A 15,141-nucleotide genomic window follows, 5' to 3' on the forward strand; every position below is an offset into this window, starting at 1 on the left:
GAGAAGCCTCCGGAAGCTGTGCTGTGTCCGGGTGTAGGGCCGGGCCTCGGATTCCTCAAGCGGCTCCGCGCAGACGTCCGCGCTGACCCGCCAACCACAGCAGCATCATCACCAGCGGGCCGGCGTTGATCTCGCCGCTCTCGATCAGCGCCATCGCCCGGTCGAAGCCGATCACGTGGCTGCGGATGTCCTCGTTCTCGTCCTCCGCACCGCCGAGCGTTCCGTCATGCGCCGACAGATCGGCGAGACCGAGGAAACAGTGGAAGAATTCGCTGGAATAGCCGGGCGAAGCGTAGACGGACACCATCGGCTCCATCGACCGGAGAGTCAGGCGCGCCTCTTCCTCCGCCTCTCGGCGGGCGGTGTCGGCCGGATCCTCGCCCGGGTCCACCAGCCCGGCGACGGGCTCCAGCGTCCAGGGCGTGGGATCATCGCGCAGGATCGGGCCGTAGCGCAGCTGCTCGATCAGCAGGACACGGTCGGTCTGCGGGTCGTAGGGCAGCACCAGGGCCGCGTCGAACGCGGCGAACCCTTCGCGGCTCACCTCCGCGCTCTCGCCGCCCGAGAACGTCCGGTGGCGCAGTTCGAAACGGCGCAGGCGGAAGAACCCGTCGAAGCCGGGCTTCCACGCGAGATGCGGAATGTCCACCCGCGTGAGACCCGAGCGCTGCGCCTGCGGCGCGCCCCGCCGCCCGAGGATGCGCGCCCAGGAGCGGGCCATTCGGGCAAACCGCGGGCCGCCGGGTTGCCCCGTCTCGTAGGCCGACATCGCCTCTTCGGCAGCGCCGGTCATGATCTCGCCCCACTGCGTGCGCCAGGCCTCGAAATCCCACGTGTCCGCGGGCCGCCAGTCCGGCGCGTCGGTAAAATAGGCACGCGCCGTCGCGCGTCCATCGGCCGTCTCCACGTCGACCGCCTGCAGCGCGTAGCCGAAATCGCCCTCGTAGTAGTTGAGGCGCGCGAGGTCCTCCGCGTCGAGATCCGGAACCAGGAGCCCCGCCGCCGCCGTCGCGGGATCAGTCACCAGCATCGGGAAATCCTCGCCCGCGACACGGGCGGCGCGAAAGCCGGGAAGCGACGCCGCGCGCGCCGCGACAGCGCCGGCCGGACGGCCGAGCACACAGGCGAGCAGCGGGATGTGCCGCAACGTCCCGAACACGAAGAGGTCTGTCACGGAGCCGCTATCTCCAGTTGCGGGCGGTAAGTTCCGTCAGATAGCCGACCACGATCGCCCCCGCCACCAGCGTCAGAGCAAAGTTCAGATCCACCAGCACGGCGGCGAACTCGACCATCAGCTCGAACACCGATGCCGCCGCCTCGATCATCGAGTCGTAGCGCCGGTCAAAGGCCCGCTCGACCATCTCGTCGATAGAATGGACGGCAAGACAGCAGAACAGGCCGCTCACGACCCCGGTGACGCCGTTGGAGATCGCCGCGCTCATGCCGTGCCCGGCCCGCGCCCCCACGCTCAGCCATCCCGTCAGCGCCCCGATCCCGGCGTTGACGAGACTGAACGGACCGAACCGGTCACGGTCGGTCATCAGCTCCTTCACGAGTTCGGATGCATAATACGCCAACGCCGCAAGCAGGACGGCTGCGACGAATTTGGCGGCGGTGGGCATGCGTGCGGGCTCTAGCTCGGTCGGGTCACGGTGATCTGCGTGACATCGCAATTGCCGCTCGCGAAGGTCGCGGCACAGGACGTCAGGTAGAAGTTCCACATCCTGCGGAAGCGCTCGTCAAAGCCCAGTTGCGCCACCTCGTCCCATTTCTCGTTGAATGTGTCGTGCCAGCGACGCAGCGTCTGGCTGTAGCTCTCGCCGAACTCGATCGATCCGGCGACGTCCAGACCGGCCCGCTCGATCTCCTCGCGCAGCACGACCGGCGAGGGCAGCATGCCGCCCGGGAAGATGTATTTCTGGATGAAGTCGACGCTGCGGCGGTAGATCTCCCACCGCTTGTGCTGGACGGTGATGACCTGCAGCGTCGCGTTCGCCCCCGGCTTGAGACGCTCTCGGACGGTCCGGAAATAGGTCGGCCAGTAGCGCTCTCCGACTGCCTCGAACATCTCGATGGACGCGATCCCGTCGTAGGTCCCGCGCTCGTCACGGTAATCCTGCAGCTTGAACGCGACCCGGTCCGACAGGCCGGCCCGCGCGATCCGCGCCTGCGCGTAGTCGTATTGCTCGCGGCTGATCGTCAGCCCGGTGACCTGCAGCCCGCGCTCCTTCGCCGCGTATTCCGCGAAGCCGCCCCAGCCGCAACCGATTTCGAGCACGTGGTCGCCGGGGCGCGCGCCCATCTGATCGACCATCGAGGCGTACTTGCTCATCTGCGCCCGCTCCAGGCTCTCCTGCCCGGTCTCGAAGAGCGCCGAGGAATAGGTCATCGTCTCGTCCAGCCAGAGCCCGTAGAAGGCGTTTCCGAGATCGTAATGGTGGGCGATGTTGCGCCGCGCCTGCCGCCTCGAATTCGACTGCAGCCAGAAGCGCACCCGCTCGAAGGCGCGCACCAGCCCGATGCCGGAGAAATCGTCGTAGAGATCGTCGTTGTCGGCGTGGATCAGGTCCATGAAGGCCATCAGGTCCGGGGTGGACCACCAGCCATCAAGATAGGCCTCGGAGAACCCCAGGTCGCCCTCGCGGATCAGCCGGGCGAAGAGATCGTCGTTGTGGATTTGCACCTCGGCGATCGGGCCCGGGTTGCGCCCCTCGGCACGGAAGGTCCGGCCGTCATCCAGCACGAAATCGACGCGCCCCCGGTTCATGCCCTGCGTCGCCGCGAAGACCTGCGGAAAGTATCGCGGCAGGTCCGCCTGGCCCGCGGTTTCGGTCAGGATCATCGTCCGGTCGTCTCCCTGTCGTCGGTCCACGCATCCACGTCGCGGCGCGGCGCGCGGTTTCGAAACGACGCTATAGAGGGATCGCGCCGCGGGGCAAGCGCACGGCCCGCCGCCCGGGCCCGCCTGCGCGCACGCGTCACGCCTCGGTCCCGAACAACGGGCTTGCGGCGGCCCGCATGCCGCGGACGCGGGCTTCGACCTTCGCGGCGCGCCGGCCGCTGCGGCCGGGCCGCCGCGGGGTCCCAGCCGCCCTGCTCCGCGCGCGCCTAGAAATCACGGTTCTCATAGGCGTCGAGCGCCCGCTTGCGCCCCTCGGAGGCGTCCACGATCGGCTCGGGATAGTCATCGTCCGACGCGATCGCCCAGCGCCGCGGGATCGCGTCGAAATAGGCGCGCGCGGTGTCGGGCGGATCGGCCTGCCCTTCCGCGATCCATGTCCTCACGTAGGTCCGGTCCTTGTCGAAACGGTCGAGCTGCGTGTCGGGATTGAAGACCCGGAAATAGGGCGTGGCATCGGGGCCCGACCCGGCGGACCATTGCCAGCCCATCGCGTTCGACGCCGGGTCCCAGTCGATCAGGCAGTCCTCGAACCATTCCATGCCGATCCGCCAGTGGCACAGCAGGTGTTTGCACAGGTAGGAAGCGACGATCATCCGCCCGCGGTTGTGCATCCGCCCGGTCACGTACATCTCGCGCAGCGCCGCATCGACGAAGGGCACGCCGGTGCGCGCACGCTTCCACGCGATGACCTCGCGGCGACGCTCGTCCTCGTTCCACGGAAACGCGTCCCAGTCCGACTTCCAGTTGTCGCTGAGAAGCCGCGGCGTGTGCCACATCAGGTGATAGGCGAACTCGCGCCAGACCAGCTCCTGCAGGAAGCTCTCGGCCCCGTCCTTGCCCTCGTGCAGCGCGCGCATGCCGGCGTGCCAGCACTGCCGCGGCGTGATCTCGCCCAGGCTGAGGTTCTCCGACAGGCACGATGTCCCGTCGACGCCCGGCAGGTCGCGGGTCTTCGGGTAGGTCTCCACTTTCTCGGCCATGAAGGCACCGAGCCGCGCCTGCGCGGCCTCCTCGCCGAGCCGGACCCAGGGCCGAACCACCTCGGCGCCGCGGTCCATCCCCGCGCCGAGCGCCCAGTCCCCGAGCGTCTCGCTCTCGGGCCAGGCATCCGGCGGCGCGAGGTCCGACGGCGTGGCGCAGGGTTCGGCCACCTCCCGGTTCTTCACCGCGCGCCAGAACGGCGTGTAGACCTTGTAAAAGCCCCCGGTCTTGGTCTCGACGCTCCAGGGCTCGAACATCAGGTGTCCCGGAAAGCTCTTCGCCTCGACGTCCCGCGCACGAAGCGCCGACTTCGCTTCGGTGTCGCGCGCGACGCTTGTCGGATCGTAGGCCCGCATCCAGTAGACCGCCCCGGCGCCCGTTTCCTCGACCAGCTCGAGAAGCGTGCGCGCGGCCGGACCCGAGCGCAGGATCAGCCGCGATCCCCTGTCCTCGAGCCGCGCGCCCAGGTGCGCCACCCCGAGGCCCAGCCGCCAGGCCGGCGCGGTGCGCAGCATCTCCACGCCCTCGTCGTTGAGGAAGACCGGGATGACCGGCCCCCCGCGGGCGAGCGCGGCCATGAGCGCGGGATGATCCGACAGCCGCAGGTCGCGGCGGAACCACAGGATCGTCGGCGTCTCGGGCATCGGGCATCTCCTCGGTCGCGTGCTGGCGGGCAACCTAGCGCCGCGCCGCACCGGGCAAGCCGCCCCTCGAGGCGCGCCGCCCGATCCTTCATCTTGCCGGCAAACCCCGGGGGTGCGGGGGCAGCGCCCCCGCGTGGACGAGTCGGCTCAGAGCACCGCGTCGAGCGCCTCGATCGCGCGCGCCACCTCGGCCTCGGACGTGTAGTGCACGAAGCTCAACCGCAGCACGCCGCGGCCGGGATCGATGCCGAGCGCGCCGAGCGCGCGGCCCGCGTAGAAATCCGATGCGCCCGCGATGACGCCGCGCGCTGCCAGTGCCGCCGCCGCCTCGGCCGGACGCGGGACCGACAGCGCCACCGTCGGCGCCCGAGACGCGGCGTCCGCGGGCCCGAGGAGCCGCACGTCGTTGCGCCCGCCGACGGCGTCGAGGAGCGGCTGCAACAGGCGGATCTCGTGGGCGCGCATCAGGTCGTGCGCCGCGGCCGGCGCGACGCCGTGATGCGCCGCCATGTCCTCGAAATAGTCGGCCATGCCGGCCGAGGCGGCGACCTGCGCGTGGTCGGGCCCGGCCGGCGTGAAACGCTTGTAGAGCGGGCGGTCGTTGAAGTGATGCGCCTGGTTCGGCAGGAGCGCACCGAGACCGGGCCGCATCACCATGATGCCCTGGTGCGGGCCGTAGGTCTTGTAGGCCGAGAACAGATAGATATCGGCGCCGGTCGCGCTCACGTCCGGCAGCCCGTGCGGCGCGTAGCTCACCCCGTCGACGCAGGCGAACGCGCCCGCGGAATGCGCGAGCGCGGTGATCTCCGCCACCGGGTTGATCTCGCCCACGACGTTCGAGCAATGCGGGAAGCACACCAGCCGGACCTTGTCGTCGAGCAGCCGCTCGAGCGCCGCGGGATCCAGATGCCCGGTCGCGGGATCCATCCGCCATTCGCGGATCTCGATCCCGGCATCCGCGAGCCGCCGCCACGGGCCCGAATTGGCCTCGTGGTCCTGGTCTGTGACCACGATCGCCTCGCCGGGCGCCATCATGTCGCGAAACGCCTGCGCGAGCACGTAGGCATTCTGCGTGGTCGACGGACCGAAACTCACCTGTTCGGTCTCGACACCCAGGAGCGCGGCCAGCCGGCGCCGCGCCTCGTCCATCTCCGCACCGCCCAGTCGCGATGGCTCGGAAGGGCCGTAGGGCTGCATCTTGCGCTCGGTGTAGAACCGCAGAAGACGTTCGATCACCGGCCGGCAGGTATACGACCCGCCGGCATTCTCGAAGAACGCCTGGTCCTTCAGCGCGTCCGTGGCGAAGGCCGGGAACTGCGCCCGCACCCAGTCGATATCGAGATCCATGCCGGTCGTCCTCCCCTCGCGCGGTCCGCGCAGACACAACCGCGCCTGCGCCGGGTCCGCAAGCCCCCAGGGTCCGATGAGCCGGCACGGAGTTATCCACAGCCGGTTGACACAAACCGTGAACGTCAGTAGAACATGACGGACGAATGTTCCCGAAAGGCCGGCCCATGCTGACCAAGAAACAACTCGACCTTCTCGACTTCATCAATCGTCGCGTGGCCCGCGACGGTGTGCCGCCCTCCTTCGACGAAATGAAGGAGGCACTCGATCTGCGGTCGAAGTCCGGGATCCACCGGCTGATCACCGCGCTCGAGGAGCGGGGCTTCATCCGGCGGCTGGCGCATCGCGCCCGGGCGATCGAGATCGTGAAACTGCCCGAGAGCCTCGGTGGCGAACCGGCGGGCTTCACCCCGCGCGTGGTCGAGGGCGGGCGCGCCGACAGCCGTCCCGCCGGGGCGCAGCCGGTCGAGGCGCAGCACGCGACCGAACTTCCGGTGCTCGGACGGATCGCCGCCGGCCAGCCGATCGAAGCGATCAACGACGCGCCGCCGGGCATTTCCGTGCCGGGGCAGATGCTGTCGGGCCGCGGGCGTCACTACGCGCTCGAGGTCAAGGGCGACTCGATGATCGAGGCGGGCATCAACGACGGCGACGTCGTTGTCATCCGCGAGACGAACGAGGCCGGTGACGGCGACATCGTCGTCGCCCAGGTCGAAGGCTACGAGGCGACGCTGAAACGCTTCCGCCGGCGTGGCGACACGATCGTCCTCGAGGCCGCCAACCCCGCCTACGAACCGCGCGTGCTTCCGCTCGGCGCGGTGAAGGTTCAGGGTCGGCTCGTCGGGCTCATCCGAACCTACTGACAGCGGCGCCCCGGCATGCACCACATGCCGGGAGCCTCAGCGCAGGCCGGCGACACGGCCCGTGTCTCCGGCCCTCTCGACTTCGGCCTCCCGTCTGCTGGCCCCGTTCCACAATCGCACACCGCTCCGGTCGCGGACGCTGACCACGCTCAGGCCGGCTCCGTCCCGAAAAAAGGCCAAGGCCCCGGTTTCGGCGATACTGCGCGGATCGTGCATCTCGCACGTCCATTCCGCGTCTGACGGGCCGTCCGAGATCACCACATCGTCCGGCCCACATCCGGCAAAGGACCGCGCCGCGCGCCGTCCTGACAGGTGAACCACGCGTCGCCCCGCGACCTCGATCTCTCTTTGACCGCCTGCCGCGACCGGCCACCGCCCCGCCGCGCGGGCCTGGTCCGCCGGATCGCCATCGTTTTCGAGCCAGATCCCGGCCACGAACCCCTCGCCACGCTCCCGGCTGAGGGCCCGACCCTCTGACGTCATCGCGCCGACCAGCCGGCCTGTGTCGGACACGAGGAGCACGGGCCGCTCCACCCCCGCCCAAAGCCAGAGTGCGGCCGACGCGGGAACCAGACCCGCAAGCCTTCCCCAGCCCTGCCAGAGCACCAATACGAGGCCGCCAGCGGCGAGAAGCGGCAGGACCGGTCCCGACGGTTGCGGTACCTGCCCCACGGCACCGGGAAGGTCGGAGACTCCGTGCGCCACCGCCAGGATCGCCGACAGGCCCCAGCCCATCACCGTGAACGCCAAGTGGTCGAGGCCGAGCGGCATCAGCGCCAGCGCCAGCACACCCGCCGGCATGACCACGCTGCCCATGAGCGGAACCGCCAGCAGGTTGGCCAACAGTCCGAAATGGGCCACCTGGTTGAAATGCGCCATCGAAACGGGAGCGGTCGCGCCGCCGGCGACGGCCGACGACAGCGCGACCGCGAGTGCAGGCCGCAACCATCGCGGCACGGCCTGCGCGGCTGGCGTCCCGCGCATCGCCGAGAACACCGCGACAAGCGCCGTCGTTGCCGCGAATGACATCTGGAACCCCGGCCCCGTCAGCGCTTCGGGGGTCAGGATCAGAACGAGGAGCGCCGCGATCGCCACGGACCGCAACGTCAACGCGCGCCGGTCGCACAGCACGGCGCAGAGCGCCACGGCAACCATGATGAAGGCCCGCACCGTCGCGACGTTTCCCCCCGACAACGCGAGGTAGCCTGCCGCGGCGACGAGCGCGCCGCAGGCGGCGAGCTTCTTTACCGGCCAGCGCAGCGACTGCCGACGCGGCAGGAGCAGAAGCCCGATCCGCAGCCCCGAGAAGACCACGCCGGCCAGCAATCCCATGTGCAGTCCCGAGATGGCGAGCAGATGCGCGAGGTTCGAACGGCGAAGTGCCTCCTGGGTTCCGGCCCCGATCCCACTCCGGTCGCCGGCCAGGATCGCGGCGGCAACGCCGCCGACATCCTCGGGCAACGCGGCTCGCACGCGCGCCGCAAGCGCCTGTCGCGCTGCAAAGACGGGAACGCCGCCGACATCCGGTTCAAGCACCAGCGCTGGCGAGCGTGTGTATCCCACCGCGCCCAGCGTCATGAACCACGCATGGCGCCTGAAATCGAACCCGCCCGGTTCCGCCGGTCCCGAGGGTGCGGAGAGATGCCCGGTCAGGATCACCACCATGCCCGGGCGCGGGTCGATCCACCTCTGGTCGCCATGCAATGACACACGCACGCGGCGCGGGGTGCGCGCCGGCGGCACGTCCTCGAGGCGAACCCTGTCGAGCGTTAGACGGACCGCGTCCGACGCGGAGCGGTCGATCCCGACGATGCGTCCCTCGACCGGACCGTAGTAGCGGAATTCGAGGACCGGACCCGCGACCAGATGGGCGCGCAGGCCCGCGCCGGCGAGCCCGGCCAGCACCAGCGCCCCGGCGACCAGCGCAGCGCGCAGCCAAGTGCGGCGACGCCGGCCCCCCCACAGCATCAGCGCGGCCGCCACTCCCGCCGCGGCAAGCGTGACTGGCGCCGGCTCGACCCTCAGCGCGAAGTAGAGCCCGACGCCCGCACCGAAGAAGACGGGCGCCCAGGGGAACAGGTGACCCTCCTGCCGTTCGAGGCCCAGCGCCCGCGCGAAGCCGCCCATGCTTGCCCCTTTCCTGCCCCCTCGCTAAGGGTGCCACTCAGCTTTTGAGCCCGAGGTTAGAAAAAGGTTAACCGCCGCCGCATGACCCAGGACGTCGTTACTCGTTTCGCCCCCTCGCCCACGGGCTTTCTCCATATCGGTGGCGCGCGCACGGCGCTCTTCAACTGGCTGTACGCGCGCGGACGCGGCGGCCGGTTCCTGCTGCGGATCGAGGATACAGACCGGGCCCGGTCGACCACCGCCGCGACCGACGCGATCCTGAAGGGTTTGGCATGGCTCGGCCTCGACCACGACGGCGAGGTCGTGTCGCAGGCCGCACGGGCCGAGCGTCACGCCGAAGTCGCGCGCGAGATGCTGGCGCGTGGACACGCCTACAAGTGCTTCTCCACGCAGGAGGAAATCGAGGCATTCCGCGAAAACGCGCGCGCCGAAGGCCGCTCGACGCTGTTTCGCTCGCCGTGGCGCGATGCCGATCCGGCGACCCACCCGGACGCGCCCTACGTCATCCGCCTGCGCGCCCCGCAGGACGGCGAGACGGTCATCGCCGACGCGGTCCAGGGCGACGTGCGGATCGGAAACGACCAGCTCGACGACATGGTGCTTCTGCGCTCGGACGGCACGCCGGTCTACATGCTCGCCGTGGTGGTCGACGACCACGACATGGGCGTCACGCACGTGATCCGTGGCGACGATCACCTCAACAACGCGGCGCGCCAGATGCAGATCTACCGCGCGATGGACTGGCCGGTTCCGGTCTACGCGCACATTCCGCTGATCCACGGGCCAGACGGCAAGAAGCTCTCCAAGCGGCACGGCGCCGTCGGGCTCGAGGAATACCAGGTGATGGGCTATCCCGCCGCGGGCATGCGCAACTACCTCGCGCGTCTTGGTTGGAGCCATGGCGACGACGAGGTCTTCTCCGACGAACAGGCGCAGGACTGGTTCGATCTCGACGGAATCGGGCGCAGCCCGGCGCGGCTCGACTTCAAGAAGCTCGACAACATCTCCGGCCAGCACATTGCGATCATGCCGGATGCTGCGCTGCTGCATGAGATCGAGGCGTTTCTCGATGCCGCTGGCCGCGCGCCTCTCTCGGACGCGCAGCGCGACGCGCTCGCGCGCGCGCTCTTCTGCCTCAAGGATCGCGCGAAGACGATCCCTGAACTCCTTGAAAAAGCGCATTTTGCGCTTGCGACCGGGCCGGTCGAACCGGACGAGAAAGCGGCGAAGGCACTCGATCCGGTATCCCGTCGCATACTGTCTGAATTGACGCCGCAGTTGCAAAATGCTAGCTGGTCGCGCAACGATCTGGAAGCGGTCGCAAACGCGGTGGCCGAGGCCAACGGGGTCAAGTTCGGTAAGCTTGCAGGGCCCATGCGCGCCGCCCTCGCCGGCCGGACGGTGACCCCGAGCGTGTTCGATATGATGCTCGTTCTGGGCCGTGACGAAAGCGTCGCGCGTCTGGACCGGGCTGCCCGCGCCGGGACGTGATCCGCCTTTCGATCACCTCCGCTTAACGGCCGGGCGAAATGACAGGATGGACGGCGTGGAGCGCGCTCCCTGCCGCCTTACCAACGACGAAAGGGACCACGACCATGGCCGATTCCTCCAACGCGAAGACTGCCACGCTGAGCATCGACGGTCAGAGCTACGACCTGCCGATGTATTCACCCACCGCGGGCCCGGACGTCATCGACATCCGCAAGCTCTACTCGCAGGCGGGCGTTTTCACCTACGATCCGGGCTACACTTCCACGGCATCGTGCGACTCCACGATCACCTTCATCGACGGCGACAAGGGTGAGCTGCTGCACCGCGGCTACCCGATCGATCAACTCGCCTCGAAGTCGCACTACCTCGAAGTCTGCTACCTCCTGCTGCATGGCGAGTTGCCGTCGGCGGCACAGCTCGAGGACTTCGAGAACACGATCACCCGCCACACCATGATCCACGAGCAGATGCACAATTTCTTCCGGGGCTTCCGGCGGGATGCGCATCCGATGGCGACGATGGTGGGTGTCGTCGGCGCGATGTCAGCGTTCTATCACGACTCGACCGACATCCATAATCCGCGCGAGCGCGAGATCGCGTCGCACCGGCTGATCGCCAAGATGCCGACGATCGCGGCGATGGCCTACAAGTATTCGATCGGCCAGCCGTTCGTCTATCCGCGCAACGACCTCTCCTACGCGGCGAACTTCCTGCACATGTGCTTTGCCGTGCCGGCCGAGGAATACGTCGTCGACCCGATCCTTGCCCGCGCGATGGACCGGATCTTCACCCTGCACGCCGATCACGAGCAGAACGCCTCGACCTCCACGGTCCGGTTGGCCTCGTCCTCGGGAGCGAACCCGTTCGCCTGCATCGCGGCGGGCATCGCATGTCTCTGGGGGCCGGCGCATGGCGGCGCGAACCAGGCCTGCCTTCAGATGCTGCGCGAGATCGGCACGCCGGACCGGATCCCCGAATTCCTGGCCAGGGCCAAGGACAAGGACGATCCGTTCCGGCTCATGGGCTTCGGCCATCGCGTCTACAAGAACTTCGACCCCCGCGCGAAGGTGATGAAGCAATCGGCGGACGAGGTGCTCGACCTTCTCGGGATCGAGGACAACCCGACGCTGCAGGTCGCGAAGGAACTGGAAAAGCAGGCGCTGGACGACAGCTACTTCGTCGATCGCAAGCTGTTCCCGAACGTCGATTTCTACTCGGGCATCATCCTCGAGGCGATGCAGTTCCCGATGGCGATGTTCACGCCGATCTTCGCGGTCGGCCGCACGGTGGGCTGGATCTCGCAGTGGAAGGAAATGCTCGGCGATCCGCAGAACAAGATCGGGCGTCCGCGTCAGCTCTACCTCGGCAACACGCAGCGCGACTACGTCGATATCGAGAAGCGCTGAACGATCCGTACGTCACAACACCGAAAAGGCCCGCCGAACCGGCGGGCCTTTTTCATTCTCGGCACGCGTCTGCGGGCCTGGATCAGCGACCCTCGTAGCGCGCCGGGCGCTTTTCGAGGAACGCCAGCACACCCTCGCGGAAGTCACGGGTCTGACCGCATTGGCCCTGAAGCCGCGCCTCGACCGCCAGCTGCTCTTCGAGCGTGTTGCCCGACGAGACATGCATCGCCTCTTTGATCCGCGCGTAGGTCGCGGTCGGTCCATGGGCCAGTTGCGCGGCACGTGCTCGCCAGCCGGCATCGAACTCCGCGTCGGGCAGCGCCTCCCAGATCATGCCCCAGCGTTCCGCCTTCTCGGCCGTCACCTTTTCCGCAAAGAGCGCCGCCCCCATCGCCTTAGCCAGTCCGACCTGCCGCGGCAGGAGCCACGTTCCGCCCGCGTCCGGGATCAGGCCGATGCGCGCGAAGGCTTGCGTGAAGACTGCACTCTCGGTGGCGATCACCACGTCTGCGCAGAGCGCGAGGTTGGCCCCTGCGCCGGCGGCCGCACCATTGACGGCGGCGATCGTCGGAACCGGGCAGTCGGCAATCGCCATGAGCATGGGCACGTATTCGTCGCGCAGGGTCCGTTCGAGATCGAGGCTCGCCGCGTTGCCGCCGTCACCCAGGTCCTGCCCCGAGCAGAAAGCGCGCCCCTCCCCGGTCAATACGACGACCCGCGCTTCGCTCGCGCCGCGCTTGACGGCGTCCGTGATCTCGGCCCGCATCTGCGTGTTTAGGGCGTTCATCACGTCCGGCCGGTTGAGCGTGACGATCGCGGCGTTGTCAGCCACCTCGTAGCGGATCGTGTCGTATTGCATGGGGCTCCTCCCGGTCGGGTTCGGCCCGCATCAAACACGCCGCGCGACGCGCCGCCAAGCGATACGCGGCGTCAGCGCTCTTTCAGGATCTCGCTGAGCCGCGCCTGTTCCTCCGGCGACAGGTCCGCCGCTTCATCGCGGGCCGTGGACCGGCCGCGCAGGTAACCCGCGCCGACCCCGCCGGCGATCACCAGCATCAGTGGCCCCGCCGCCCAGAGCAGCCAGTTCCAGCCTCCGGTCGTGGGCCGCAGCAGGACGAATTCGCCGTAGCGATCGACGATGAAGTCGACCACCTCGTCGTCGCTGTCACCGGCGACCAGCCGCTCGCGCACGAGCAGGCGCAAATCGCTGGCAAGCGACGCGTTCGACTCGTCGATGGATTCGTTCTGGCACACGAGGCACCGCAGTCCCTCGCTGATTTCGCGCGCCCGGGACTCCAGGGCCGGATCGTCGAGAACCTCGTCGGGCTGGACGGCCCCTGCCGACGCCGCCAGGCAGAGCGCGAGGACGCCCGACAGTGCGAAGGAGCGAACCGCGGCGATCATTCCGCCGGTACCGCGTCAGGCGTTGCGCGCTTCGCCCCTGCCGCCACGCGGAAGCGGCGGTCCGAAAGCGACAGGCCGCCCCCCAGTGCCATCAGCAGGCAGCCCGCCCAGATCCAGTTCGCCAGCGGCTTGATGTAGGTCCGCACGACCCATCCGCCGCCCTCCTGCGCATCGCCGATCACGACGTAAAGGTCGCGCAGCGCGCGATAGTCGATCGCGGCCTCCGTCGTCGGCATCTGGGCCACCGGATAATTCCGTTTCTCCGGGTACAGGGTCACGATTTCCTCACCGTCCTGCCGGACGACGACCTCTGCCATCGTCGACAGGTAGTTCGGTCCTTCCACCCGCGATACGTCTGCGAGTTCGAGTTCGAACGCGCCGACCTCGAACCGCTCGCCGATCTGCGCGACACGGATGTCCTCGCTCTCCCATGCGGTCAGTCCGGCCACGCCCAGCATCGTGATGCCGAGCCCGCCATGGGCGATCGCCTTGCCCCAGTCGGCGCGCGGCAGGCGCACGAGCCGCCGCACCGAACCGCCGCGGCCGGTCTTCGACCACAGATCGGTCGCCGCCCCGGCCACGAGCCAGGCCCCGAGAAAGACGCCGATCGGCCCCATCATCGAGCGCCCGGTCTGCATCGCCCAGACGAGCCCGGCGAGCGCCAGAGCCAGCACGAAAGCCGGTGCGAGAGTGCGGGCGGTCTTGGCGACGCGCCCGCGTTTCCAAGCGAGCATGGAGCCGAGCGGCAGGATCAGGCCCAACACCAGCATGAACGGCGTGAAGGCCAGGTTGAAGAAAGGCGGACCGACCGACAGCTTCCGGTCGAGGAACATCTCGGCCAGAAGCGGCCACATCGTGCCCACGAAAACCACGAAGGACGACACCGCGAGAAGGATGTTGTTGGCAACGAGCGCGCTTTCGCGGCTGACCACGCCGAAGACGCCCTTGGCCTGCATCGCGCCGGCGCGCGCCGCGAAGAGCGTGAGCGCGCCGCCGGTGAAGACGACGAGAATCGCGAGGATGAAAACCCCGCGTTCGGGATCATTGGCGAAGGCGTGCACGCTGGTCAGAAGGCCCGAGCGGACGATGAAGGTGCCGATGAGCGAGAACCCGAAGGCAAGGATGGCGAGCAGGATCGTCCACGCCTTCAGCGCCTCGCGCTTCTCCACGACGATCGCCGAGTGCAGCAGCGCGGCGGCGAAGAGCCAAGGCATGAACGACGCGTTCTCGACCGGATCCCAGAACCAGAAACCGCCCCAGCCGAGCTCGTAATACGCCCACCAGGACCCGAGACCGATACCGATCGTCAAAAACGCCCACGAGGCCAGCGTCCACGGCCGCACCCAGCGCCCCCAGGCGGCGTCGACTCGGCCCTCGATGAGCGCGGCGACCGCGAAGGAAAAGCAGATCGAGAGCCCGACATACCCTAGGTAGAGAAACGGCGGATGGAAGGCGAGGCCCGGATCCTGAAGGAGCGGGTTCAGATCCTGACCGTCGAATGGGGGCACGGCGAGGCGCGAAAACGGGTTCGACGTAAAGAGGATGAAGGCGAAAAACGCCACGGACACCGCCGACTGCACGGCCAGCACGCGCGCCCTGAGGCTGGGCGGCAGCCCGCCGCCGAACCACGCCGCCATCGCCCCGAACAGCGTCAGGATCAGGACCCACAGCAGCATCGAGCCCTCGTGGTTGCCCCACGTCCCGGTGATCTTGTAGAGCAGCGGTTTTGCCGAATGCGAGTTCTGCGTCACCACCGACAGCGAGAAGTCCGAGGTCACGAAGGCATGGACGAGCGCGGCGAAGGATCCGGCAGTCAGCAGAAACTGCGTTGTCGCCGCCGGTTCGGCGACCGCCATCCAGCCCGGCCATCGCTTGTGCGCGCCGACGAGCGGCACGATCATCTGCACGATCGCCACGAGAAAGGCGAGGATAAGGGCGAAGTGGCCGAGCTCTGTGATCATGCGGCGAATATAGGC

Annotated in this window: 12 protein-coding genes; 3 read left to right on the top strand and 9 right to left on the bottom strand. The window is 68.5% G+C overall.

All coding sequences use genetic code 11. The annotated features are described in order from the left end of the window. Positions 1–55 precede the first annotated feature (55 nt). The 5 genes from ROJ8625_RS09930 to ROJ8625_RS09950 form a co-directional block, all read right to left on the bottom strand. Positions 56–1,174 carry an NUDIX domain-containing protein gene (locus tag ROJ8625_RS09930; protein ID WP_085791722.1) on the bottom strand — a complete coding sequence of 373 codons (1,119 nt, stop codon included), beginning with the start codon at positions 1,172–1,174 and terminating at the stop codon, positions 56–58. Positions 1,175–1,181: 7 nt separating this feature from the next. Continuing rightward, a complete protein-coding gene (locus tag ROJ8625_RS09935) occupies positions 1,182–1,622 on the bottom strand; it encodes a TrgA family protein (RefSeq protein ID WP_085791723.1) in 441 nt (146 codons plus the stop codon). A gap of 11 nt (positions 1,623–1,633) precedes the next feature. Next, a complete protein-coding gene (locus tag ROJ8625_RS09940; RefSeq protein ID WP_085791724.1) occupies positions 1,634–2,842 on the bottom strand; it encodes an SAM-dependent methyltransferase in 1,209 nt (402 codons plus the stop codon). A gap of 266 nt (positions 2,843–3,108) precedes the next feature. Beyond that, positions 3,109–4,527: a cryptochrome/photolyase family protein gene (locus tag ROJ8625_RS09945; protein ID WP_085791725.1), complete on the bottom strand. Its 1,419-nt coding sequence runs from the start codon at positions 4,525–4,527 to the stop codon at positions 3,109–3,111. A gap of 147 nt (positions 4,528–4,674) precedes the next feature. Continuing rightward, positions 4,675–5,874, bottom strand: coding sequence for an aminotransferase class V-fold PLP-dependent enzyme (locus ROJ8625_RS09950; RefSeq protein WP_085791726.1), 1,200 nt, complete (start codon positions 5,872–5,874; stop codon positions 4,675–4,677). A gap of 167 nt (positions 5,875–6,041) precedes the next feature. On the opposite strand from ROJ8625_RS09950, the gene lexA reads away from it, so the two are divergent. Next, positions 6,042–6,737, top strand: a complete 696-nt coding sequence (gene lexA / locus ROJ8625_RS09955; RefSeq protein WP_085791912.1) for a transcriptional repressor LexA — start codon at positions 6,042–6,044, stop codon at positions 6,735–6,737. A gap of 36 nt (positions 6,738–6,773) precedes the next feature. On the opposite strand, the gene ROJ8625_RS09960 is transcribed toward lexA, so the two are convergent. Beyond that, positions 6,774–8,864, bottom strand: coding sequence for a ComEC/Rec2 family competence protein (locus ROJ8625_RS09960; RefSeq protein WP_085791727.1), 2,091 nt, complete (start codon positions 8,862–8,864; stop codon positions 6,774–6,776). 81 nt (positions 8,865–8,945) lie between these two features. On the opposite strand from ROJ8625_RS09960, the gene gltX reads away from it, so the two are divergent. Both gltX and ROJ8625_RS09970 read left to right on the top strand, forming a co-directional pair. Next, positions 8,946–10,355: a glutamate--tRNA ligase gene (gene gltX, locus ROJ8625_RS09965; RefSeq protein WP_085791728.1), complete on the top strand. Its 1,410-nt coding sequence runs from the start codon at positions 8,946–8,948 to the stop codon at positions 10,353–10,355. A gap of 104 nt (positions 10,356–10,459) precedes the next feature. Then, entirely contained in the window at positions 10,460–11,761 is a 1,302-nt protein-coding gene (locus tag ROJ8625_RS09970; protein ID WP_085791729.1) for a citrate synthase, read from the top strand. Between the two features lie 82 nt (positions 11,762–11,843). On the opposite strand, the gene ROJ8625_RS09975 is transcribed toward ROJ8625_RS09970, so the two are convergent. The 3 genes from ROJ8625_RS09975 to ROJ8625_RS09985 form a co-directional block, all read right to left on the bottom strand. Then, the gene (locus ROJ8625_RS09975) at positions 11,844–12,620 is read right to left on the bottom strand and encodes an enoyl-CoA hydratase-related protein (RefSeq protein WP_085791730.1); all 777 of its coding nucleotides are present in this window, start codon (positions 12,618–12,620) and stop codon (positions 11,844–11,846) included. Between the two features lie 71 nt (positions 12,621–12,691). Next, entirely contained in the window at positions 12,692–13,165 is a 474-nt protein-coding gene (locus ROJ8625_RS09980) for a cytochrome c-type biogenesis protein (RefSeq protein ID WP_085791731.1), read from the bottom strand. Further along, complete coding sequence (locus ROJ8625_RS09985) at positions 13,162–15,126, bottom strand: heme lyase CcmF/NrfE family subunit (protein WP_085791732.1); 1,965 nt, start codon at positions 15,124–15,126, stop codon at positions 13,162–13,164. Before ROJ8625_RS09985 ends, ROJ8625_RS09980 begins: the two co-directional genes overlap by 4 nt. Between the last annotated feature and the right edge of the window lie 15 nt (positions 15,127–15,141).

This window comes from Roseivivax jejudonensis, assembly GCF_900172265.1.
GTDB classification, from domain to species: domain Bacteria; phylum Pseudomonadota; class Alphaproteobacteria; order Rhodobacterales; family Rhodobacteraceae; genus Roseivivax; species Roseivivax jejudonensis.